Origin of the sequence: Nitratireductor sp. CH_MIT9313-5, from assembly GCF_037029545.1 — a bacterium.
Classification (GTDB): Bacteria; Pseudomonadota; Alphaproteobacteria; order Rhizobiales; family Rhizobiaceae; genus Chelativorans.
On the sequence record NZ_JAYMER010000016.1, the window covers coordinates 221,848 to 238,465 of the forward strand.

Sequence of the window (16,618 nt, forward strand, 5' to 3'; positions counted from 1 at the left end):
AACAGGGGATAATCGGCAATGACCATGCTTTACGTCGTCATCGCCTGCGGCCTGCTTTCTGTCCTATATGCCATTTGGGCTACACGATCGGTGCTCGCCGCCGATCAGGGCAATGCACGCATGCAGGAAATCGCCAGCGCAATCCGGGAGGGGGCGCAGGCCTATCTGACGCGGCAATACTCCACTATCGCAATTGTTGGAATCATCGTCTTCGCCATCGCCTGGTGGCTGCTCGGCGCCAGTGCGGCGATCGGGTTTCTGATCGGTGCGGTCCTCTCCGCAGCCGCCGGTTTCATCGGCATGCATGTTTCGGTGCGGGCCAATGTTCGAACCGCTCAGGCTTCCGCAAACAGCCTTGCGGCAGGTCTCGACATCGCCTTCAAGTCCGGTGCGATAACCGGTCTCCTCGTCGCCGGCCTCGCGCTTCTCGGCGTCTCTGTCTATTTCTGGGTGCTGATCGGCCCGATGGGCAACGCTCCCACCGACCGCCTCGTGATTGATGCGCTTGTCGCACTCGGCTTCGGCGCTTCGCTTATCTCCATCTTCGCCCGTCTGGGCGGTGGCATCTTCACCAAGGGTGCCGATGTCGGTGGCGATCTGGTCGGCAAGGTGGAAGCGGGTATCCCGGAGGATGATCCGCGAAACCCCGCCACCATTGCCGACAATGTGGGTGACAATGTCGGCGACTGCGCGGGCATGGCGGCCGATCTGTTCGAGACCTATGTCGTGACTGTTGTCGCCACCATGGTCCTCGCCTCGATCTTCTTCGCTGGCGAAGCGGCAACGACCTTGATGCTGTTCCCGCTTGTCATTGGTGCCGTTTGCGTCGTGACTTCGATTGCGGGCACATTCTTCGTGAAGCTTGGCACCAACAACTCGATCATGGGTGCGCTATACAAGGGCTTTTGGGCCACCGCGGTGCTGTCTTTGATTGCCATCGCATTGGTCATCATGTTCTGGCTGGGTATGGGAACGGAGTTCCAGGCCAGCAACGAAACCAGCTTCACCGGTCTGGATCTTCTGCTTTGCGGTGTCATCGGCCTCGCTGTCACAGGCCTCATCATCGTCATCACCGAATACTATACCGGCGTCGACTACCGTCCGGTGCGCTCCATCAGTCAGGCATCCGTCACGGGTCACGGAACCAATGTTATCCAGGGTCTGGCCGTGTCTCTCGAAGCGACTGCACTGCCGGCAATCGTCATCATTGCGGGCATCATCGCAAGCTTCCTCCTGGCGGGCCTGTTCGGCATCGCGATTGCGGTCACCACAATGCTTGCCCTGGCGGGCATGGTCGTCGCGCTGGATGCTTTTGGCCCCGTCACCGACAATGCCGGTGGAATTGCCGAGATGGCTGATCTTCCGCCGGAAGTGCGCCAGACGACAGACGCGCTGGATGCGGTGGGCAACACCACCAAGGCTGTGACCAAAGGCTACGCAATTGGCTCAGCCGGTCTGGGTGCCCTGGTCTTGTTCGCCGCTTATACCGAGGACCTTAAATTCTTCGCCGCCAATGCTGAGCCCGGAACATTTTTCGAGGGCGTGAGCGTGGACTTTTCGCTCTCCAACCCCTTCGTTGTGGTCGGTCTTCTCTTCGGTGGCCTGTTGCCATTCCTGTTCGGCGGTCTTTCCATGACAGCCGTCGGACGCGCGGGCAGCGCCATCGTCGAGGAGGTGCGTCGTCAGTTCCGCGAGAAGCCGGGCATCATGGAAGGGCGCGAGAAGCCCGATTATGGTCGGGCCGTGGATCTTCTGACCCGGGCGGCCATCCGCGAAATGATCGTGCCTTCACTGCTGCCGGTGCTGTCGCCCCTGGTAGTGTTCGGCATCATCTATCTGATCGCAGGCAAGAACCATGCCTTCGCTTCACTGGGCGCAATGCTGCTCGGTGTGATCGTGACAGGCCTCTTCGTCGCAATTTCCATGACCGCCGGCGGTGGGGCCTGGGATAATGCGAAGAAATCCTTCGAGGACGGCTTCGTCGACAAGGACGGCACCAAGCATCTGAAGGGTTCGGAAGCCCACAAGGCTTCCGTGACCGGCGACACGGTGGGTGATCCCTACAAGGATACGGCAGGCCCCGCAGTCAATCCGATGATCAAGATCACCAATATCATCGCGCTTCTGCTTCTGGCTGTGCTCGCGCACTAGCCGCTCAAGTGCCATGAAAGAAAAAGCCCGCAATGCCAGTGCATCGCGGGCTTTTGCATGTTCGGAATATCTTGAGACTACTGCACGCCCAGCGGATTGGACGGAGCACCGCCTGCCGCCACGCCGGCAATCATCTGCGCCAGGAAGTTCTGGTCACGCCCGCCGGTCGGTGTCGTCTCGGAGATGAAGTCGAACAGCTTGCCGTCCTTCATGCCGTAATTGGCGATCTGGGTGACGCGCTGATCGGGGCCGAAATAGACGGCCAGAACGCGCTGGTCGACCAGCCGGGGCCGCATGAAGGCGGCGTTACGCACGCGCTTCTGAGAAATATAGTAGAAAACCTCGTTGTCGAAGGTCGCTGTCGTGGAGGGCGTGCCAAGTGCCAAAAGCACCTGATCGCGGCTCGAGCCGACCGGAACGAGGTCGAGCGAGTCCTGATCGATCACATAGCCCTGTGTCAGCGTTTCCTTCGCATCAAGCGTTCCCGCCACATTGCTGCAGCCTGCAAGCGCCATCGCGCCAGCTGCGAAAGTGAGCACGAAAAGATTTCGGGCCACAATGTTCCTGTTGAATTTACGCACCCGCAACAACATCTCCATCCTCAAAGCTATTCGGCCGGGACCGGAAAGCGAACTTGAACCTGTCGGCAAAAGCGGTAAACCAGCTTGCGTGCCGATGCAACTGACCGCCTGACCGCGGTTTTGGGCCAGATGAGGCCCGCATCGCGGAATTAGGAGACCATACGATATGCTGCAATGGCTGTCAGGCACTGCCCGCCGCAACCGGCGTGCGGTCGTGGATAGGCTCTATGCCGAGATCGTGGCGGCGGCGCGGCAGCCGGTGCCTTATGCCGAATGGCAGGTGCCCGACACTCCGCTCGGACGCTTCGAGATGCTGTCGCTGCATCTGTTTCTGTTCCTCCATCGCATTCGTGGTCGCGAGGGCGCGCTTGCCGATATCGGCCAGGAGGTCACCGACCAGTTCTTCAAGGATGTGGACCATTCCCTGCGCGAACTAGGCATTGGCGACATGGGCGTGCCCAAGCGCATGAAGAAGCTGGCGCGCATGTTCTACGGGCGGCTTTCGTCCTATGGAGACGCAATCGATGCGGGCGATGAAGCGGCGCTTGCCGCCGCACTGAAGCGCAATTTGCGGCCCGATGCACAAGATTGGGATGAAGCAAGCCACCTCGCGTCCTACGTATTGAAGGCGCATGAAGCGCTGGTGGCGACGCCGGATGAGGATATCCAGTCCGGCAAGATCGCCTTTCCGGAACCGGCCTGAGCAGAGACATGACTACGAAATTCGACCACAAGACCAACTCCATTTCTTTTCCGCTGCAGGTGAACCGCTTGCCAGCGCGCGGCCAGACCGTGCTCATCGAACTGGACGAAAAGAACCGCAACGAACTGGCCGAACGCCATGATCTTGTCTCGGTGAAAAACTATTACGCGGAACTTCTGGCAAAGCCGTGGAAGCGTGAAGGCGTGCGGATCAGCGGAACGCTTTCCGCCGAGATCGAGCAGACATGTGTCGTCACGCTGGAGCCGATGATAAGCCGGATCGAGACAGAAGTCTCGGGCATCTTCATCCCCGAAGGTTCACGCATCGGTCGCCATGATATTGAAGGCGGCGAGATTGTCGTCGAGGCCGAGGGCGACGACATCCCGGAGGCCTTCACCGGCGATTCGGTCAATGTCGGCCATCTGGTCGAGGAGTTTTTCGCGCTGGAGATCGATCCTTATCCGCGCAAACCCGGTGCGAGTGTTCCCGCGCCCAAGAACAAGGAAACGGAAGAGCAGGAAGGCTCCGGCCCTCTTTATGAACAGCTCAAGAAACTGCAAAACCGTCATTGAAGTGTTCTGCGACAGAAGGGTGGTTGTGCCGTGGCGCAAAAACGCTATTTTCGCCGCACTTTCTCCGGGGGCCAGACAGTGAGGCATTTCTCGCGTGATACGCATCTCGATTGACGCAATGGGCGGCGACCACGGCCCTGAGGTTACACTGCAGGGCCTGCAGCGCGTCGCCGAGCGCAGGCCGGATGCGCGCTTTGTCATCTTCGGTCGCTCCGAGGCCGTCGAGCCCGTGCTGGCGAAGATGCCGCGCCTTGCCGCCGTTAGCCAGTTTCACCACTGCGACGTTGCCGTACGCATGGATGCCAAGCCCAGCCAGGCGCTTCGCCAGGGGCGCTGGAAGTCCTCCATGTGGAAAGCGATCGAGGCGGTGAAGGCGGGCGAGGCGGATGTGTGCGTTTCCGCAGGCAATACCGGCGCGCTGATGGCCATGTCGAAATTCTGCTTGCGCACCATGGCCGATATCGACCGTCCCGCCATTGCAGCAATCTGGCCGACGGCACGCTCTGAAAGCATCGTCCTGGATGTTGGCGCGACCATTGGCGCGGATGCTCAGCAGCTTGTCGATTTCGCCATCCTCGGTGCTGCCATGGCCAATGCACTGTTCGATGTGGAACGTCCCTCCGTGGGCCTTCTGAATGTCGGCGTGGAAGAGATCAAGGGCCAGGAAGAGGTGCGCGAGGCCGGTCGCATGTTGCGCGAAGCCGCGCTCGACACCATGTCTTATCATGGGTTTGTTGAAGGCGATGACATTGGCAAAGGTACCGTTGACGTTGTCGTCACCGAAGGCTTTTCGGGCAATATCGCCCTGAAAACCGCGGAAGGCACCGCACGCCAGATTGGCGGCTATCTGCGCGAGGCCATGGGCGCAACCTTGATGTCGCGCATTGGTTATCTGTTTGCGCGTGGCGCTTTTTCGCGCCTTCGCGAGAAGATGGATGTGCGCAAGGTCAATGGCGGCGTTTTCCTTGGGCTCAAGGGCCTGGTGGTCAAGAGCCATGGCGGCGCGGATGATGAAGGCTTCGCCGCTGCCGTCGAACTGGGTTACGAGATGGTCAAGGCCGGTCTGTTCGACAAGACCAGAACGACGCTCGACCTCTATCATGCACGCAAGCCCGGCCCGGTGTCGGGTGAGGCGGCGACTAACATTTGAGGTAACAGGATGATCAGGTCTGCCGTGCGCGGCGTTGGTTCGGCTCTGCCGCGCCGGGTCATGAAAAATGCCGAGTTCGAGAAATTCATCGATACGAGCGACGAATGGATTGTCCAGCGCACCGGCATTCAGCAGCGTCATATCGCCGGTGATGACGAGACCACGGCATCGCTTGGCGAGGAAGCTGCACGCAAGGCCCTTGATGCCGCTGGCATGACGCCAGACGACATCGATTTGATCATCCTCGCCACCTCGACGCCAAACAACACCTTCCCGGCGACTGCCGTCGAGATCCAGAAGCGGCTAGGCATGACGCATGGCTTCGCCTTCGACATGCAGGCTGTCTGCTCCGGCTTCGTCTACGCAATCTCCACTGCCGACATGTATCTGCGCAGCGGCCAGGCCAAGCGCGCCATTGTAATCGGCGCGGAGACCTTTTCACGCATTCTCGACTGGGAAGACCGCACCACCTGCGTTCTTTTCGGCGATGGTGCTGGCGCTGTCATTCTCGAAGCACAGGAAGGCGAAGGAACGGTCGACGACACGGGCATTCTGGCTTCTTGCATGCGCTCCGACGGTTCTCACAAGGAAAAGTTGTATGTGGATGGCGGCGTATCCACCACCGGCACCATCGGCCATCTGCGCATGGAAGGCCGCGAGGTCTTCAAGCACGCCGTCGGCATGATCACGGATGTGATCGAGAACGTCTTCGACCAGACCGGGCTGTCGGCGGACGACCTGAAATGGTTCGTGCCGCACCAGGCAAACAAGCGCATCATCGATGCCTCCGCAAAGAAACTTGGCATCGCGGAAGAGAAGGTCGTCATCACCGTCAATCTTCACGGCAATACCTCCGCCGCATCCGTTCCGCTGGCACTTTCTCATGCCGTGGCCGACGGACGCATTCAGAAAGGTGACCTGGTTCTGCTTGAGGCCATGGGCGGCGGCTTCACCTGGGGAGCTGTTCTCCTGCGCTGGTAGGTTTGGTTGCGAATCACAGGTTGCAACACTTCTTGACCTATTCCATTGAATTTTTTAACGTCGCTCCGTCATTGAAAATTTCAATAGTTTCGAAGGTTTGGGCCGAATGGGGGGAAAGACTGTTACGCGTGCCGATCTGGCCGAGGCGGTCTACCGCAAGGTCGGCCTGTCGCGCACCGAATCGTCTCAGATCGTCGAGATGGTGTTGCAGGAAGTCTGCGATGCAATCGTGCGTGGCGAGACCGTGAAACTCTCATCCTTCGCCACCTTTCAGGTGCGCGACAAGAATGAGCGGGTTGGGCGCAATCCAAAAACCGGCGAGGAAGTCCCGATTCTTCCCCGCCGTGTCATGACATTCAAGGCATCGAATGTGCTGAAGAACCAGATCCTGAAAGCGCATCAGGAGCGCAAGAAGCTGAACGGCAAGGCCTGAAGCCTTACCCGCCATCTTGCCTTCTCCCGCCCGCTGCTGCCAGATGATCAGCCTGTAAGGGCTTGAGTCGCATAGTCACGAGGAGCAGGTTGGATGGAGAAGAGCGCCGACGCATTCAGAACCATCAGCGAGGTCGCGGAAGAACTCGACCTGCCGCAGCACGTCCTGCGTTTCTGGGAAACGCGTTTCTCGCAGATCAAGCCCATGAAGCGCGGCGGCGGTCGGCGCTACTATCGCCCGCAGGACGTCGAGCTGATCAAGGGCATCCGCCACATGCTCTATGATCAGGGCTACACCATCAAGGGTGTGCAGAAGCTCCTGCGCGAGAACGGCAACCAGTTCGTTGTGGCCATCGGCCGCGGCGATGTCGCGGCAGTAGAGGCCATCGCCGCCCAGAAGATTGCCGAAGCCGAAGCCAAGGGTGAAAAGTCCGGCGACGAGGAAATGCTCGTCGGCACTCCAAAGGTGAAGCCGAACCGCCGCTTTTTCGGTCTTTCGCGCGGCGACGAGGAAGGGCCGGTAAAGGATGGCGAGAAGCTGACGCGGGAAAACCGCGCGCTTCTCCAGGAAGCGCTCTTTGACCTGCTGGAGTGCAAACGCCTTCTTGATCAGGTGCGCTGAGACTGACCGCCGGCCATCACGACTGCGTGAGGCGGGAACGGTGAACCGGCTTTACCAGTTTCTCTTTAGGCGCGAGTGCCACGAGGCCCGCGTCTTTAGGAGGAACTTTCATGAAAAACCTGATGATTACGGCTGCTGCAGCCGTTGTTCTGGCGGGCTCCGCTTTCGCGCAGACCTCGCCGGATACCAACAGTAATGACAACAACATGACCGACATGATGCCCGCCATCGACGTATCCAACGCTATGATCGAGGGCAACAAGATCACCGGCGTGTCGGTCACAACCAACCAGCCGGCCTATGTCGTCATTCACAACAGTGGTGAGGGCGCCCCGCCGGAATCTCTCGGTCACATGCGCGTGGAGCCCGGTGAAACCTCCGATCTTTCGATCGAGGCAGACGGGGAACTTGATCCCGCCAGCGGCATCACCCTGATGCTGCACTACGAGACCAACGACAACGACACCTACGACTTCGGCCCCGGCTCAACGGACGTGGATACCCCCGCCAGTGGTGCCGACGGCCCGATCAACGTTCCGCTTCAGTAATTATTGGCGGGAGAGGTGGGCTGGCCACTGCACCGGCCCGCCTCAAGCCCTGACCTTCTTCGGTCTTTTCACGCGGAAAACTCGTTTTGTACTTGCGCCCACAGGTTCGAATCTATAGGGATTTGCGCGGTTCGGAGCGTAGCGCAGCCCGGTAGCGCACTTGACTGGGGGTCAAGGGGTCGTGGGTTCGAATCCCGCCGCTCCGACCATTTTCCCTTGATTTACAAGGCGTTACGGGTGAGTTATTCATTATCACCGCTCGCCAGTTTACTAAATTCGCCTTGGTTTACAGTCAGCGTTCTCGATTCGATCTTTTCCACAGCCGCGCTCGAAACGAGATAATGCTTGCGGATGATCGTTTCCGCGTCTTTCTCCGTGTGCCCTGTGATCTCCGCTATTTCCCTGATGGACGCTCCATTGCGATAGGCAAGGGTGACAAACGTCCCGCGCAGATCGTGGAAGGTCCTTCCCTCAATGCCTGCTGCTGCCATGGCCTTACGCCATGATGATTTGAAGCCGCTTCCCCATGGTTGCCCGCTTCGGTTCGTCAGTATCGTCGCGGCTGGCGTCTCCTGCTTGGCGTTCACTGCCTTAGCACTATCGAGTATCCTCTTAAGTTCCGCCGATACCTTCACGGCAACATGCGCGCCTGTTTTTGATTGGCGCAGCCTGATCGCATGGCCGTCATACGCGCTCCACGTCAGCGCCAACAAATCTCCCTGCCTTTGCCCGGTCCACGCAGCCAGCAGCAACGCTCTGACAAGAGGTTCTCGCGCTTTTGCCTTGAACGTGGCGATATCGTCATCTGACCAGATGATGTCGCGGCGCGTGCCGTCATTGACCTTCGTGACCCGCTCCAGCGGGTGCTTCTCGATCATCTCACGGTCGAGCGCGTACCAAAGGACTCTCTGGAGGACGCTCATATATAGGTCTGCCTTACGCTTGTGCGTCTCTGCCATCTCGTCGCGCCATTGCAGGAAGATGGAGCGCGTTCCTGGCGCGGATATCTGCTTTGCCGTCATGTCGTAAAATTCGGACTCTATGGCTCGAATGGCGAAGTCATAGCCCTCGCGTGTGGACGGTTTTAGATCGCGATAATGCGGCGATTTGAGATAGCCGCGAATAATTTCAGCCATGCAGCCTTGATAGGGCGCGTCGTCACGCTCGCGGGTGAGGCGCAGGTATTCTTCCGTGAACTTGCGCCGCTCCTTTGCAGGGTCGAACTTGATGGCTGGCCCGCCCCGCCATGCGTAGTAGTAGGTTTTGACTGACCCGTCTGCCAGCCGCTTTTTGACGCTATGCACGCCCACCAGTTCGACCTTCACCATGGCGCTCCCTCCACGCGGAGAGGCTATTGCCTATGGCCTTCTCTTTTTTGTCAACAGTGTCTTTCGGCAGGATGGTTATCGCGCCGTCTGCTTCCAGCCGCACAGGCAGGCCCATGTCAGCCGCAATTCTTGCTGCGTTTTCAATCTCGCAGCGACGGTGTCGGAGGGGCTTCGTCACTCGCTCCCTCCCTTTAATGAACGGATGGCGGCGGCTATAGCCAAGGACGCATCAAGCTGCCCTGTCTCGTGGTAATCTCTCTGCTCGTCATCCCAGCCCTTAGCGGCCACAAGTGGCTTCGTGCTGTACTGGTCAGCCACCTGTGCAGCCTTCTCCAATGTCTCCGTGCACAGTTCTCCGGGCGCTAGAATGCGGTAGCCTCTCGGCAGGGCGAGGTTCCCGGCACTTGTTCCTGTGCTGAACTTTTCATTCGCAGTCTTCTGCGGCGTGGTGAACGTGTACACGTCCGGTGGTGTCGGCTTCATCCTTCCTCTTCCTTTAATGATGCGGCGATCAGTTCAGCAGCACCAAGAGCCACGACCGCGACCGGGAACATCAGATACGCAATCAACCAGATGGTCCAGAACATGCTCATCCTTCCCCTCCCTGAGCGGCTTCGAGGGCGGCGCGGGCGAATGCTTCGGCCTCCGCCGTTTCCTTGCAGCCCCATGCGGGTTCGCTGTGGTTGCCATCCGCAATAGCGGGGCAGGCGAGCAGCTTCTCAATGGCCTGCTCAAGCTTCTGTTCGCGTGTCATGGTCGGTTCCACAGCAACGTTGCTTTCAGTCCAATCGCACCAAGGCATGTGTCCTTCCAAGCTCCCGTGCCCTGCGCCGCATGTGCAAGTGATCTCTTCTTCAAGCTGCTCTATGTTCATCGTCCCACTACCTCGCCTGTTCTCGTATCGACCACTTCGCCGGAAATCTTCTTCTTCAAATGCGGAGGGCCAAAGCTGGATTTGCGTTTCATTGCGCCGGTGTGCTTGTCGCGCATCCGGTCAGATTTGCGGATCATGCGAACGTCGCGCGTGGTCTTCTCGCGGTGACACGGACGGCACAAAAGCTGTCCGTTACTCGGCGTGGCCTCGCCTCCAAGCTCGGAGGGAAGGATATGGTCAACCTCGCCTTCACCGGCTTTAAGCTTGGCGCTGCATCGCTCACAGCATCCGCCTGCACGCTCGATGATCTGGCGCTTGACCTTGCGGGAGAACTCCAGGCGCTTACCCATCACACCAGCCCCAATGTCTGCCAGAAGGAAGGCGGCTGCTTGGACAGTTCCTCGTCCAGTTCCTTCACAAGACGCTCCTGCAATCGCTTCAATGCGCGCTCATGGCGGGCCTTGCGCTTCATCTCTCGCACTTCCGCCTGTAGCTGCCTTGTTTTGCGCTCCCGTGCTTCTGCATATGGATCTGATGGTGCGCGGCGAATGTAGCCTGTGACGCTGAGTGTCTTGGTCATGCTGCTGGCTCCTCTTGAACGAGCGTGCCTTCCGGCTCGTCACAATTCGCCCATTTGAAGAAGTCGCCGTGCCACTCCATCTTCTGCCAGCGGCCTGTCTTCTTGAGCTGCTTCTGCGCTTTCGGGTGGTACACCTTCCAGCGGTAGGTTTCGTGGATCACCCGTTCCGTGGTGAAGGGTGCGCCGTTCATTGGGTAATCAGTCATGCTGCCTGCTCCTTCGGCTCGTTGAAGCGCACTCCGTACTTCGCGCCGTATGCGAAAATCAGTTCGATCAAGTCCGTCATTTCCGCCTTCGATAGCTTCGAGGAAGACCGGCCAAGATTCACAAAGCCGGTGCCTTCCAAGTTCGGCACGATCCGCATTTCGCTGTTGAGCGCGTCCATGAAGATCAGCTTCCAGTCATCGGGCGAAAGCTTCATGCCGTGGTAATCGACTTGCTGCGCCACATCGGTCAGCATCGCCCACATCCGGTCATTCTGCTCCGTTGTGCGCTTTTGCTCTTTGAACTCCACGCGGGTTCCCCACGGGGCTTTCGCGGCCCATGTGGCGACCTTCTGCCTTGCGGCTTGGGAGTTGATTACGACGAGCGCTCTAGCCATTGGTCAGCCCCTAGAATGGAATCTCTGCGTCTGCATCGAAGTCAGCCGGTGCCCCGCCATAGCTGCCTTCTGGCTCCTGGCGTGGTGCGCGGTCTTCTGACGGCTTGCCGCCCTGCAAGGTGAGGTCATTCACCCGCACCTGCATGTAGGTTTTCCCGTCATGCTCACGGGTGGAGAAATCGCCACTGACAGTCACCTGCGAGCCTTTGCGCAAGTGGCTTTCTAGAGACTGGCCGCGCTTGCCAAACAGGCTGCAATCGAACCAAAGCGTTTTCTTGCGGTCGCCATAGCCATCATCCACGGCTACGCTAAACTGTAGGACGGCGGTTCCATCTTGCGTGTGGCGCAATTCAGCGTCTTTGCCGGTGCGTCCTGCGATAACAATCGTCTTCATGTTTTATCCTGCCATGTAGTTGTCGGTTAGTGGGTTGCCGGTCGGTGACGGCATGTCGCCTGGAAACACGTCTGCGGCCTCGGCTTCCTTGAGGACGCCCTTGCGTGCGTTGAACTTGTCGCGGGCCAAGTCGATGAAGTCTTGCGACCACCCGTCCCGCTCAAAAATGTGCTTCCATGCCTTTGCGCAGTTCATGACGGCAGGGACGCTTTTGCAGTCGAGCAATTCGCGCTCGATTTCCTCAAGCCCACGCTTCTGCGCTGCGCTGCTGGCCTTCGGTTGCGACTGCTGTTCGGACTCCCTGCGTCCAGTAAAGGTGCGCTGGTCGGTGGTGCGAGTTTCGCTCTTTGCTGGCTCGCTTTCAGCCGGTCCCACATTGGCCCGCGTCTTGTCATAGAGAGCCAAGCCAAATGGATTGCCGAATGTGCGTAGGGCGCGCTTCAAAGCGTCCGTGACGGCTTCCTTGACCGCGCTCTCATGAGCAAGGCCCACGTCCACATCATAGCCGTGACCAGCTCCGCAATCCTCGCGAACAATACCGTTCACAACCACACGAACCTTGGCCGTATAGGTCACACCCCATCCGTCACGCTGCTGCTTACCGATCTTGCGCGGGGCTTCTGAAACAGGGCGGCTATCGACCACCTCATAAGACCAGCCATCAAAGCCAAAGATGCGATTGGCTTCCGCGATAACAAACCAGCCTTCGAGATAATCACCCTTTGGCCCGTACTGTGACGGCGGCTTGATGTGCGACGGGTCCAGCTTGGCTTGAAGCTGTTTTACCTGCTCGTCTGAAAAGGTCATACCGGCCTCCGCTCGTGCTTCACGTCCACACCCGGCATCTTGTGAATGCCTGCGCTGCAAAGCTTCGCTGCCATGACTTGAAGGAAGTTGGTCATCTCAACGCGATGCGCGGTCCAGAGCCAACGGGCGAACTCGACTTCGTTGGTGACGTGCGCCTCGTAGTAATCGCGCAAGGTGACGGCACGTCCTGCGCCCTTTGCAGACGCTTTCGCCTTGTCCAGTTTGCGTGCTTCTGCTTCTGCCGCCTTGGCTTCCTGCACGGCTCTTTCTGCCGCCTCGCGGTCTTCGAGGCTCTTGCGGTTCTGCATGGCCTCCATTGCGGCCTGCTGCTTCGCTAGCGCTTCCTTGCGGGCTTCCTCGGCCTTGCGGCGGTTCTCTTCCTCGATCTTCGCCAGCCAAGGGGCGAGGGCTTCCTTGCAGGCTTCTTCCGCAAGAATGGCTATGCCGGTTACAGACTTGGTTTTGCCAATGAGCGTGTTATAGCGCTCCTGAATTTCAGCCTTAGCCTCGTCGTAAGGCTTGACCTCTTCCTTGCGGCGCTCGTCTGCTTCCTTCTTCGCCTTCTGGATATCGCGCAGAAGCTTTTGAACCATATCGGCCCGCTCCTGGCTGGCGATAGGCTCGCCGTCCATCCAGTTTTTGGCTTCGCCATAAAGGTCTTCAATTTCCTCTTTGGAGAGTTCGAACGGGCTGCGGTTATGCCCGATTGTCGCGACTGCCACATTCATACTGCGGCCCTCCTGCTGTAGTGCTTGAAGTTCTTCCAGTAGCGGATTGCACGGCGCATCCATTCGCGGTGCGCGTTCGGCCTTCCCCAGCGAAGAAGGACTCGGGCAAAGCGGCGGCATTCCAAAGCGCTGTTCTTGTAGTCCTCTGCCAGGAAACGTTCGATCTTGCTCATGTCACAGCGCTCCCAGATAAGCCGCAGCGATGAAGGTGAAGGCGACAATCGCAATGCCGCTGATTACGTCCGTGAGCGTGCCTTCAATGGTGGCTCTGCGGCTTGCGAGATAGTCAAGCATTGGACTTCTCCATTTCCTTGCGTAGCTCTTGGGCTAGCTGTGTCTGTCCTGCGACGGTTGCCGCGATGATGTGACGAACGAGGCGGTCTAGGGCTTGGGAGGTCATGGCTTATCCTCCGGCGGCGAAGGAAGCGGCATCCAGTGTGTTGGCATGTCACCCGTTAGGTCTTCCCCGCTGGTAGAGAACCAATAGCAATTGCCCTCTGGAGGGTTGAGTGCGGTAGATAAGTGGGCGTCTTCTTCAACGTAATGCGCCGCGAAGACACCTGCATCTGATCGATAGACAAGGATTACGCTCCCGTCTTGCGGCGCTGTTTCAATCGGTTGCCACTTCATGACGCGACCCTCCACCGGCCATCAGGGTTGTTAGCCCCGCCTATCCAGTAGATGCCTTCTTCTGCGAGAACCCGTGCCAGAAGCGCGTCATCTTCTTCCGCCTGCTTCTGAATGGCTTGACCAACTTGCGCCATGAGCGGGTCAGCTTCCCCGCCTAGCATCGAGATGTAATTGGACGGCTCGCGATAACCGGACACGTCAACAAGAACATCATCGACAGAAAGGCATGGTTCGCCATTGTCCCAATCTGGGGAGACGATCAGGTCGCACGCATAGTCAGGGAGCCATACGCTTCCGGCTGCTGTGCGCAGGTCTGCTTCGTAGGTGACGCGCATCACTCGCCCTCCGGGAACATGGATAGGATGCGGTCATACGCCGGGCACGCTGTCGGGTCGTAGTCAGGCCAAAGTTCGGGGCCGATGCATTCTTCGTGACCGGGGATGTTACGTGCTGCAACTACCCCGGAAAGAAATGCGTGCTTCAAAAGGTTTGACAGGTCAAGCGGCCTCACCTCTCCCCGCGTCGGTCCCTTCATGCGCTGGAGGATTTGGGTGCGGTAGTATTCGCGCCTCTCTTCTGCTTCCGCAGGGCTGCCGTTTGTTTCTCCGGTGAAACAGACGTACCGGGACAACAACTCTTCATCGCTCACCCGCTTCCGTGCTGGTGGTGCGACGGGGTGGGAGAGGGCAAATCCATCTTCATAGCTACCGTCTTGCAGCTGCATCGTCGCGTCATAAGTGGCGCTGGAGATACTGACGTGAACCAGCAGTGCGCCGCCCTTGTCCACATACCCCACAGGGTTCACGCCCTCCGCGATCCACTCGCTTATCGGCTTGAACTGGCTCATGACTGTTCTCCTGTGGCGGGGCGGATATCCTCTTCGGTTAGCGCGCACATGCGCTCCACAAGAGTGACGGCTGATTTCTGCAATTCGTGCGTCGTAGGCTTTAGAGCGTCACTCGCTGCGTCACACGCTGCGGTCCACGCTGCGACCCCCGCTGCGTCACACGCTGCGGTCCACGCTGCGACCCCCGCTGCGTCACACGCTGCGGTCCACGCTGCGACCCCCGCTGCGTCCCACGCTGCGTCACACGCTGCGGTCCACGCTGCGTCACTCGCTGCGGCCCACGCTGCGCCCCTCGCTGCGTCCCTCGCTGCGCCCCTCGCTGCGCCCCTCGCTGCGTCCCTCGCTGCGCCCCTCGCCGCGTCAGCATCTTTACGCGCAGCCTCGATTGGCCCGCGAATGGACGGGACTTGTGCCATGTCTGTGATTTCCGGCAGTGCGGCGAGATTATCTGCGTGAGTGTTCAGACCTGCCAGCCTGAGCCATGCAGGGGTATTGACACGAACGAGCCAATCAGCAGCCATGAGCGAGCGGCGTTCAGCCAATTCAGCGCTGCCTCGCGTCCCCACTGTCTTGGTGATCAGAGGCAACAAAAGCTCCGTGCGTTCAATGTCCGGCAGAGCGTCGTTCCATGAGCGCATAAAAGCCGCGATCACAGGGCAAACACATTGCGGTTGATCCGACCACGGCTCACCAGCGATGTAAGCTGCTGCCTCCATTGCGCAGACGCCCGCGCTGATTGAGTCATGTGAGCCCTTATCCAGCTTGGTTATTTCAGCAAGGCGCTGTTGGTCGATGGTGATGGTCATGACTGTTCTCCTGTGGCTTTGGAAAGAGATTCGAGCCTGTACTGCCGTTCCATCTCTTCCATTTCGTGCTGGTAGCGAGATTCTTCCTCTTGCTCATGCTGCTGCGCTTCGCTCTGGTGCTGCATGCAGGGCCAGCACAAACCCCAATCAGGGTCTCCCTCGGGCCAGATTTTTGCCCCGCAGCTTGAGCAGCACGCTTCAGTCCATCCTGGTTGTAGCCACCACATGCTCATTGCTCTGTCCTCTCGTTTGCTGTTGAGGGTTAGGACGCGGAACGTGCGTCCTTGGCTGTCCGCTTGATGAACCGGCGCAAGTCGCGGGTGACGCGCTCAACATCGACTCCGAACAAGTCGGCTACCAGCGCAGTCGAAACGCTCTCAATTGGGTCTTCATCATTCAGCCATTGCGTATCGTCGTTATGGGCAAGCCAAGCGATAGCGTGGCGGTAGCTGGGGCGCTTCATTGCGTCGTCCTCTCGTGTCGTTGTTGAGACGGGTTAGGCGGCTTCAGTCATAGTCAGGGCAATGAATGCCTTCCTCGCCATCCTCAAATGCGCGATCAATGGCTCCATCGAGCATCAGATGGACGGGCGTAGTTCCGTCTTCCTCCTGGCACTCCAGCTTGCGGACAATGGCATCGGAGAATGCCTTCGTATTCGTGACGCGCGTGCCTTCCGGCAGGAACTCCGCCATGCTCACGGCATAGCGCAGATACGACCGTGGGATGCGAATGGTGATGTCGCCAGCTTTGGTCTGCTTGATGTTGATCATTGCGTCGTCCTCTCGTCTGCTGTTGAGGGTTAGGGTGCTAGAGCGCTTCGACTTCGCAGCCGAGGACGGTCAGGAGTCTTCGTGCCTTTGGCGAAACACCTTCCGGGCACACCACTATGAGCATGTCGGAATCTGCGGGTGCTTTCGTACGGGCTAGCCACTCTGCGGCTCTGCGCTCTGCTCCTGCGCCAGGCATGCGGCCCTTGTTCCACTTGTGAGCCGCAGATGCGTATCCAAGCGCCGCGTCCATGGTTCCGGGAGCGGTCATGCGCCGCGCCATCTCGGCCAAGCTTGTGAATCCCGCTTTCTCGATCGCAGCCCATGCTTCCGGGTGTTGTTCTGCAAGAGACTTCATTGCGTCGTCCTCTCGTGTCGTTGTTGAGAGGAGGGGCATTTGCGCCCCGTCACTCTCTCAGGCGGGCTTTCTCCGCCTCGTTCGCATCGTCGCCTCCATCGCTAGACTGGTGTTCCCAGCGCCATATCGGCTTCTGACAATCGCGAATGTGAACCAGA

General features: G+C 59.0%; 27 protein-coding genes and 1 tRNA gene. 10 read left to right on the top strand and 18 right to left on the bottom strand.

All coding sequences use genetic code 11. From position 1 onward, the window contains the following. Nucleotides 1-18 precede the first annotated feature (18 nt). Nucleotides 19-2,151 (top strand): sodium-translocating pyrophosphatase, encoded by a 2,133-nt coding sequence (locus tag WA367_RS13680; RefSeq protein ID WP_336057318.1) that lies wholly within the window; start codon nt 19-21, stop codon nt 2,149-2,151. Between the two features lie 77 nt (nt 2,152-2,228). Here WA367_RS13680 and WA367_RS13685 read toward each other — a convergent pair whose 3' ends face one another. Then, a complete protein-coding gene (locus WA367_RS13685) occupies nt 2,229-2,750 on the bottom strand; it encodes an outer membrane protein assembly factor BamE (protein ID WP_336057319.1) in 522 nt (173 codons plus the stop codon). On the opposite strand from WA367_RS13685, the gene WA367_RS13690 reads away from it, so the two are divergent. The 9 genes from WA367_RS13690 to WA367_RS13730 all read left to right on the top strand — a co-directional run bounded on the left by WA367_RS13690 (nt 2,710) and on the right by WA367_RS13730 (nt 7,949). Continuing rightward, nucleotides 2,710-2,844, top strand: coding sequence for a hypothetical protein (locus WA367_RS13690; RefSeq protein WP_336057396.1), 135 nt, complete (start codon nt 2,710-2,712; stop codon nt 2,842-2,844). The two genes, WA367_RS13685 and WA367_RS13690, sit on opposite strands and share 41 nt — an antisense overlap. Nucleotides 2,845-2,898: 54 nt before the next feature. Then, on the top strand, nt 2,899-3,435 hold the full coding sequence (locus WA367_RS13695; protein ID WP_336057320.1) for a ubiquinol-cytochrome C chaperone family protein: 537 nt from the start codon (nt 2,899-2,901) through the stop codon (nt 3,433-3,435). Nucleotides 3,436-3,443: 8 nt separating this feature from the next. Next, nucleotides 3,444-4,007: a YceD family protein gene (locus WA367_RS13700; RefSeq protein WP_336057321.1), complete on the top strand. Its 564-nt coding sequence runs from the start codon at nt 3,444-3,446 to the stop codon at nt 4,005-4,007. 94 nt (nt 4,008-4,101) lie between these two features. After that, on the top strand, nt 4,102-5,157 hold the full coding sequence (gene plsX / locus WA367_RS13705) for a phosphate acyltransferase PlsX (protein ID WP_336057322.1): 1,056 nt from the start codon (nt 4,102-4,104) through the stop codon (nt 5,155-5,157). A 9-nt stretch (nt 5,158-5,166) separates the two neighbouring features. Beyond that, entirely contained in the window at nt 5,167-6,138 is a 972-nt protein-coding gene (locus WA367_RS13710) for a beta-ketoacyl-ACP synthase III (protein WP_336057323.1), read from the top strand. A 106-nt stretch (nt 6,139-6,244) separates the two neighbouring features. Continuing rightward, nucleotides 6,245-6,571, top strand: coding sequence for an integration host factor subunit alpha (locus tag WA367_RS13715; RefSeq protein WP_336057324.1), 327 nt, complete (start codon nt 6,245-6,247; stop codon nt 6,569-6,571). 93 nt (nt 6,572-6,664) lie between these two features. Then, nucleotides 6,665-7,192, top strand: a complete 528-nt coding sequence (locus WA367_RS13720) for a MerR family transcriptional regulator (RefSeq protein WP_336057325.1) — start codon at nt 6,665-6,667, stop codon at nt 7,190-7,192. A 110-nt stretch (nt 7,193-7,302) separates the two neighbouring features. Then, complete coding sequence (locus tag WA367_RS13725; RefSeq protein WP_336057326.1) at nt 7,303-7,740, top strand: DUF7282 domain-containing protein; 438 nt, start codon at nt 7,303-7,305, stop codon at nt 7,738-7,740. 132 nt (nt 7,741-7,872) lie between these two features. Next, nucleotides 7,873-7,949 (top strand) — tRNA-Pro (locus WA367_RS13730). Between the two features lie 33 nt (nt 7,950-7,982). Here the strand turns inward: WA367_RS13730 and WA367_RS13735 are convergent. The 17 genes from WA367_RS13735 to WA367_RS13810 form a co-directional block, all read right to left on the bottom strand. Next, nucleotides 7,983-9,068 (bottom strand): tyrosine-type recombinase/integrase, encoded by a 1,086-nt coding sequence (locus WA367_RS13735; protein ID WP_336057327.1) that lies wholly within the window; start codon nt 9,066-9,068, stop codon nt 7,983-7,985. A gap of 174 nt (nt 9,069-9,242) precedes the next feature. Further along, nucleotides 9,243-9,551 (bottom strand): hypothetical protein, encoded by a 309-nt coding sequence (locus WA367_RS13740; RefSeq protein WP_336057328.1) that lies wholly within the window; start codon nt 9,549-9,551, stop codon nt 9,243-9,245. Nucleotides 9,552-9,657: 106 nt separating this feature from the next. Further along, nucleotides 9,658-9,822, bottom strand: a complete 165-nt coding sequence (locus tag WA367_RS13745) for a hypothetical protein (protein WP_336057329.1) — start codon at nt 9,820-9,822, stop codon at nt 9,658-9,660. 116 nt (nt 9,823-9,938) lie between these two features. Beyond that, nucleotides 9,939-10,292, bottom strand: coding sequence for an HNH endonuclease (locus tag WA367_RS13750; RefSeq protein ID WP_336057330.1), 354 nt, complete (start codon nt 10,290-10,292; stop codon nt 9,939-9,941). After that, nucleotides 10,292-10,522 (bottom strand): hypothetical protein, encoded by a 231-nt coding sequence (locus tag WA367_RS13755; RefSeq protein ID WP_336057331.1) that lies wholly within the window; start codon nt 10,520-10,522, stop codon nt 10,292-10,294. The genes WA367_RS13750 and WA367_RS13755 overlap by 1 nt, the downstream gene beginning before the upstream one ends. Then, nucleotides 10,519-10,728: a hypothetical protein gene (locus tag WA367_RS13760; protein ID WP_336057332.1), complete on the bottom strand. Its 210-nt coding sequence runs from the start codon at nt 10,726-10,728 to the stop codon at nt 10,519-10,521. Before WA367_RS13760 ends, WA367_RS13755 begins: the two co-directional genes overlap by 4 nt. Beyond that, a complete protein-coding gene (locus WA367_RS13765) occupies nt 10,725-11,123 on the bottom strand; it encodes a recombination protein NinB (RefSeq protein WP_336057333.1) in 399 nt (132 codons plus the stop codon). Before WA367_RS13765 ends, WA367_RS13760 begins: the two co-directional genes overlap by 4 nt. A 10-nt stretch (nt 11,124-11,133) precedes the next feature. Then, nucleotides 11,134-11,517 carry a single-stranded DNA-binding protein gene (locus WA367_RS13770; protein ID WP_336057334.1) on the bottom strand — a complete coding sequence of 128 codons (384 nt, stop codon included), beginning with the start codon at nt 11,515-11,517 and terminating at the stop codon, nt 11,134-11,136. A gap of 3 nt (nt 11,518-11,520) precedes the next feature. Beyond that, the gene (locus WA367_RS13775) at nt 11,521-12,324 is read right to left on the bottom strand and encodes an RAD52 family DNA repair protein (RefSeq protein WP_336057335.1); all 804 of its coding nucleotides are present in this window, start codon (nt 12,322-12,324) and stop codon (nt 11,521-11,523) included. Then, complete coding sequence (locus tag WA367_RS13780) at nt 12,321-13,052, bottom strand: hypothetical protein (RefSeq protein WP_336057336.1); 732 nt, start codon at nt 13,050-13,052, stop codon at nt 12,321-12,323. The genes WA367_RS13775 and WA367_RS13780 overlap by 4 nt, the downstream gene beginning before the upstream one ends. Further along, nucleotides 13,049-13,225, bottom strand: coding sequence for a hypothetical protein (locus tag WA367_RS13785; protein ID WP_336057337.1), 177 nt, complete (start codon nt 13,223-13,225; stop codon nt 13,049-13,051). The genes WA367_RS13780 and WA367_RS13785 overlap by 4 nt, the downstream gene beginning before the upstream one ends. Nucleotides 13,226-13,448: 223 nt before the next feature. After that, on the bottom strand, nt 13,449-13,682 hold the full coding sequence (locus WA367_RS18200; RefSeq protein WP_442935585.1) for a DUF551 domain-containing protein: 234 nt from the start codon (nt 13,680-13,682) through the stop codon (nt 13,449-13,451). Further along, complete coding sequence (locus WA367_RS13790; RefSeq protein WP_336057338.1) at nt 13,679-14,017, bottom strand: hypothetical protein; 339 nt, start codon at nt 14,015-14,017, stop codon at nt 13,679-13,681. Before WA367_RS13790 ends, WA367_RS18200 begins: the two co-directional genes overlap by 4 nt. Further along, the gene (locus tag WA367_RS13795; RefSeq protein ID WP_336057339.1) at nt 14,017-14,529 is read right to left on the bottom strand and encodes a hypothetical protein; all 513 of its coding nucleotides are present in this window, start codon (nt 14,527-14,529) and stop codon (nt 14,017-14,019) included. The genes WA367_RS13790 and WA367_RS13795 overlap by 1 nt, the downstream gene beginning before the upstream one ends. 1,068 nt (nt 14,530-15,597) lie before the next feature. After that, nucleotides 15,598-15,798 (bottom strand): hypothetical protein, encoded by a 201-nt coding sequence (locus WA367_RS13800; protein WP_336057340.1) that lies wholly within the window; start codon nt 15,796-15,798, stop codon nt 15,598-15,600. A 43-nt stretch (nt 15,799-15,841) separates the two neighbouring features. Further along, on the bottom strand, nt 15,842-16,105 hold the full coding sequence (locus tag WA367_RS13805; RefSeq protein ID WP_336057341.1) for a hypothetical protein: 264 nt from the start codon (nt 16,103-16,105) through the stop codon (nt 15,842-15,844). 37 nt (nt 16,106-16,142) lie between these two features. After that, nucleotides 16,143-16,460, bottom strand: coding sequence for a hypothetical protein (locus WA367_RS13810; RefSeq protein WP_336057342.1), 318 nt, complete (start codon nt 16,458-16,460; stop codon nt 16,143-16,145). Nucleotides 16,461-16,618: the final 158 nt, after the last annotated feature.

Bases quoted from the DNA above. Each gene is read 5' to 3' on its own strand.
- WA367_RS13810 (WP_336057342.1), bottom strand. From the start codon at position 16,460: ATGAAGTCTCTTGCAGAACAACACCCGGAAGCATGGGCTGCGATCGAG.
- WA367_RS13785 (WP_336057337.1), bottom strand. From the start codon at position 13,225: ATGAGCAAGATCGAACGTTTCCTGGCAGAGGACTACAAGAACAGCGCT.
- WA367_RS13715 (WP_336057324.1), top strand. From the start codon at position 6,245: ATGGGGGGAAAGACTGTTACGCGTGCCGATCTGGCCGAGGCGGTCTAC.
- WA367_RS13795 (WP_336057339.1), bottom strand. From the start codon at position 14,529: ATGAGCCAGTTCAAGCCGATAAGCGAGTGGATCGCGGAGGGCGTGAAC.
- WA367_RS13710 (WP_336057323.1), top strand. From the start codon at position 5,167: ATGATCAGGTCTGCCGTGCGCGGCGTTGGTTCGGCTCTGCCGCGCCGG.
- WA367_RS13760 (WP_336057332.1), bottom strand. From the start codon at position 10,728: ATGACTGATTACCCAATGAACGGCGCACCCTTCACCACGGAACGGGTG.
- WA367_RS13720 (WP_336057325.1), top strand. From the start codon at position 6,665: ATGGAGAAGAGCGCCGACGCATTCAGAACCATCAGCGAGGTCGCGGAA.
- WA367_RS13775 (WP_336057335.1), bottom strand. From the start codon at position 12,324: ATGACCTTTTCAGACGAGCAGGTAAAACAGCTTCAAGCCAAGCTGGAC.
- WA367_RS13740 (WP_336057328.1), bottom strand. From the start codon at position 9,551: ATGAAGCCGACACCACCGGACGTGTACACGTTCACCACGCCGCAGAAG.
- WA367_RS13750 (WP_336057330.1), bottom strand. From the start codon at position 10,292: ATGGGTAAGCGCCTGGAGTTCTCCCGCAAGGTCAAGCGCCAGATCATC.
- WA367_RS13690 (WP_336057396.1), top strand. From the start codon at position 2,710: ATGTTCCTGTTGAATTTACGCACCCGCAACAACATCTCCATCCTCAAA.
- WA367_RS13695 (WP_336057320.1), top strand. From the start codon at position 2,899: ATGCTGCAATGGCTGTCAGGCACTGCCCGCCGCAACCGGCGTGCGGTC.
- WA367_RS18200 (WP_442935585.1), bottom strand. From the start codon at position 13,682: ATGAAGTGGCAACCGATTGAAACAGCGCCGCAAGACGGGAGCGTAATC.
- WA367_RS13745 (WP_336057329.1), bottom strand. From the start codon at position 9,822: ATGACACGCGAACAGAAGCTTGAGCAGGCCATTGAGAAGCTGCTCGCC.
- WA367_RS13805 (WP_336057341.1), bottom strand. From the start codon at position 16,105: ATGATCAACATCAAGCAGACCAAAGCTGGCGACATCACCATTCGCATC.
- WA367_RS13800 (WP_336057340.1), bottom strand. From the start codon at position 15,798: ATGAAGCGCCCCAGCTACCGCCACGCTATCGCTTGGCTTGCCCATAAC.
- WA367_RS13735 (WP_336057327.1), bottom strand. From the start codon at position 9,068: ATGGTGAAGGTCGAACTGGTGGGCGTGCATAGCGTCAAAAAGCGGCTG.
- WA367_RS13755 (WP_336057331.1), bottom strand. From the start codon at position 10,522: ATGACCAAGACACTCAGCGTCACAGGCTACATTCGCCGCGCACCATCA.
- WA367_RS13725 (WP_336057326.1), top strand. From the start codon at position 7,303: ATGAAAAACCTGATGATTACGGCTGCTGCAGCCGTTGTTCTGGCGGGC.
- WA367_RS13700 (WP_336057321.1), top strand. From the start codon at position 3,444: ATGACTACGAAATTCGACCACAAGACCAACTCCATTTCTTTTCCGCTG.
- WA367_RS13765 (WP_336057333.1), bottom strand. From the start codon at position 11,123: ATGGCTAGAGCGCTCGTCGTAATCAACTCCCAAGCCGCAAGGCAGAAG.
- WA367_RS13780 (WP_336057336.1), bottom strand. From the start codon at position 13,052: ATGAATGTGGCAGTCGCGACAATCGGGCATAACCGCAGCCCGTTCGAA.
- WA367_RS13790 (WP_336057338.1), bottom strand. From the start codon at position 14,017: ATGCGCGTCACCTACGAAGCAGACCTGCGCACAGCAGCCGGAAGCGTA.
- WA367_RS13770 (WP_336057334.1), bottom strand. From the start codon at position 11,517: ATGAAGACGATTGTTATCGCAGGACGCACCGGCAAAGACGCTGAATTG.
- WA367_RS13680 (WP_336057318.1), top strand. From the start codon at position 19: ATGACCATGCTTTACGTCGTCATCGCCTGCGGCCTGCTTTCTGTCCTA.
- WA367_RS13685 (WP_336057319.1), bottom strand. From the start codon at position 2,750: ATGGAGATGTTGTTGCGGGTGCGTAAATTCAACAGGAACATTGTGGCC.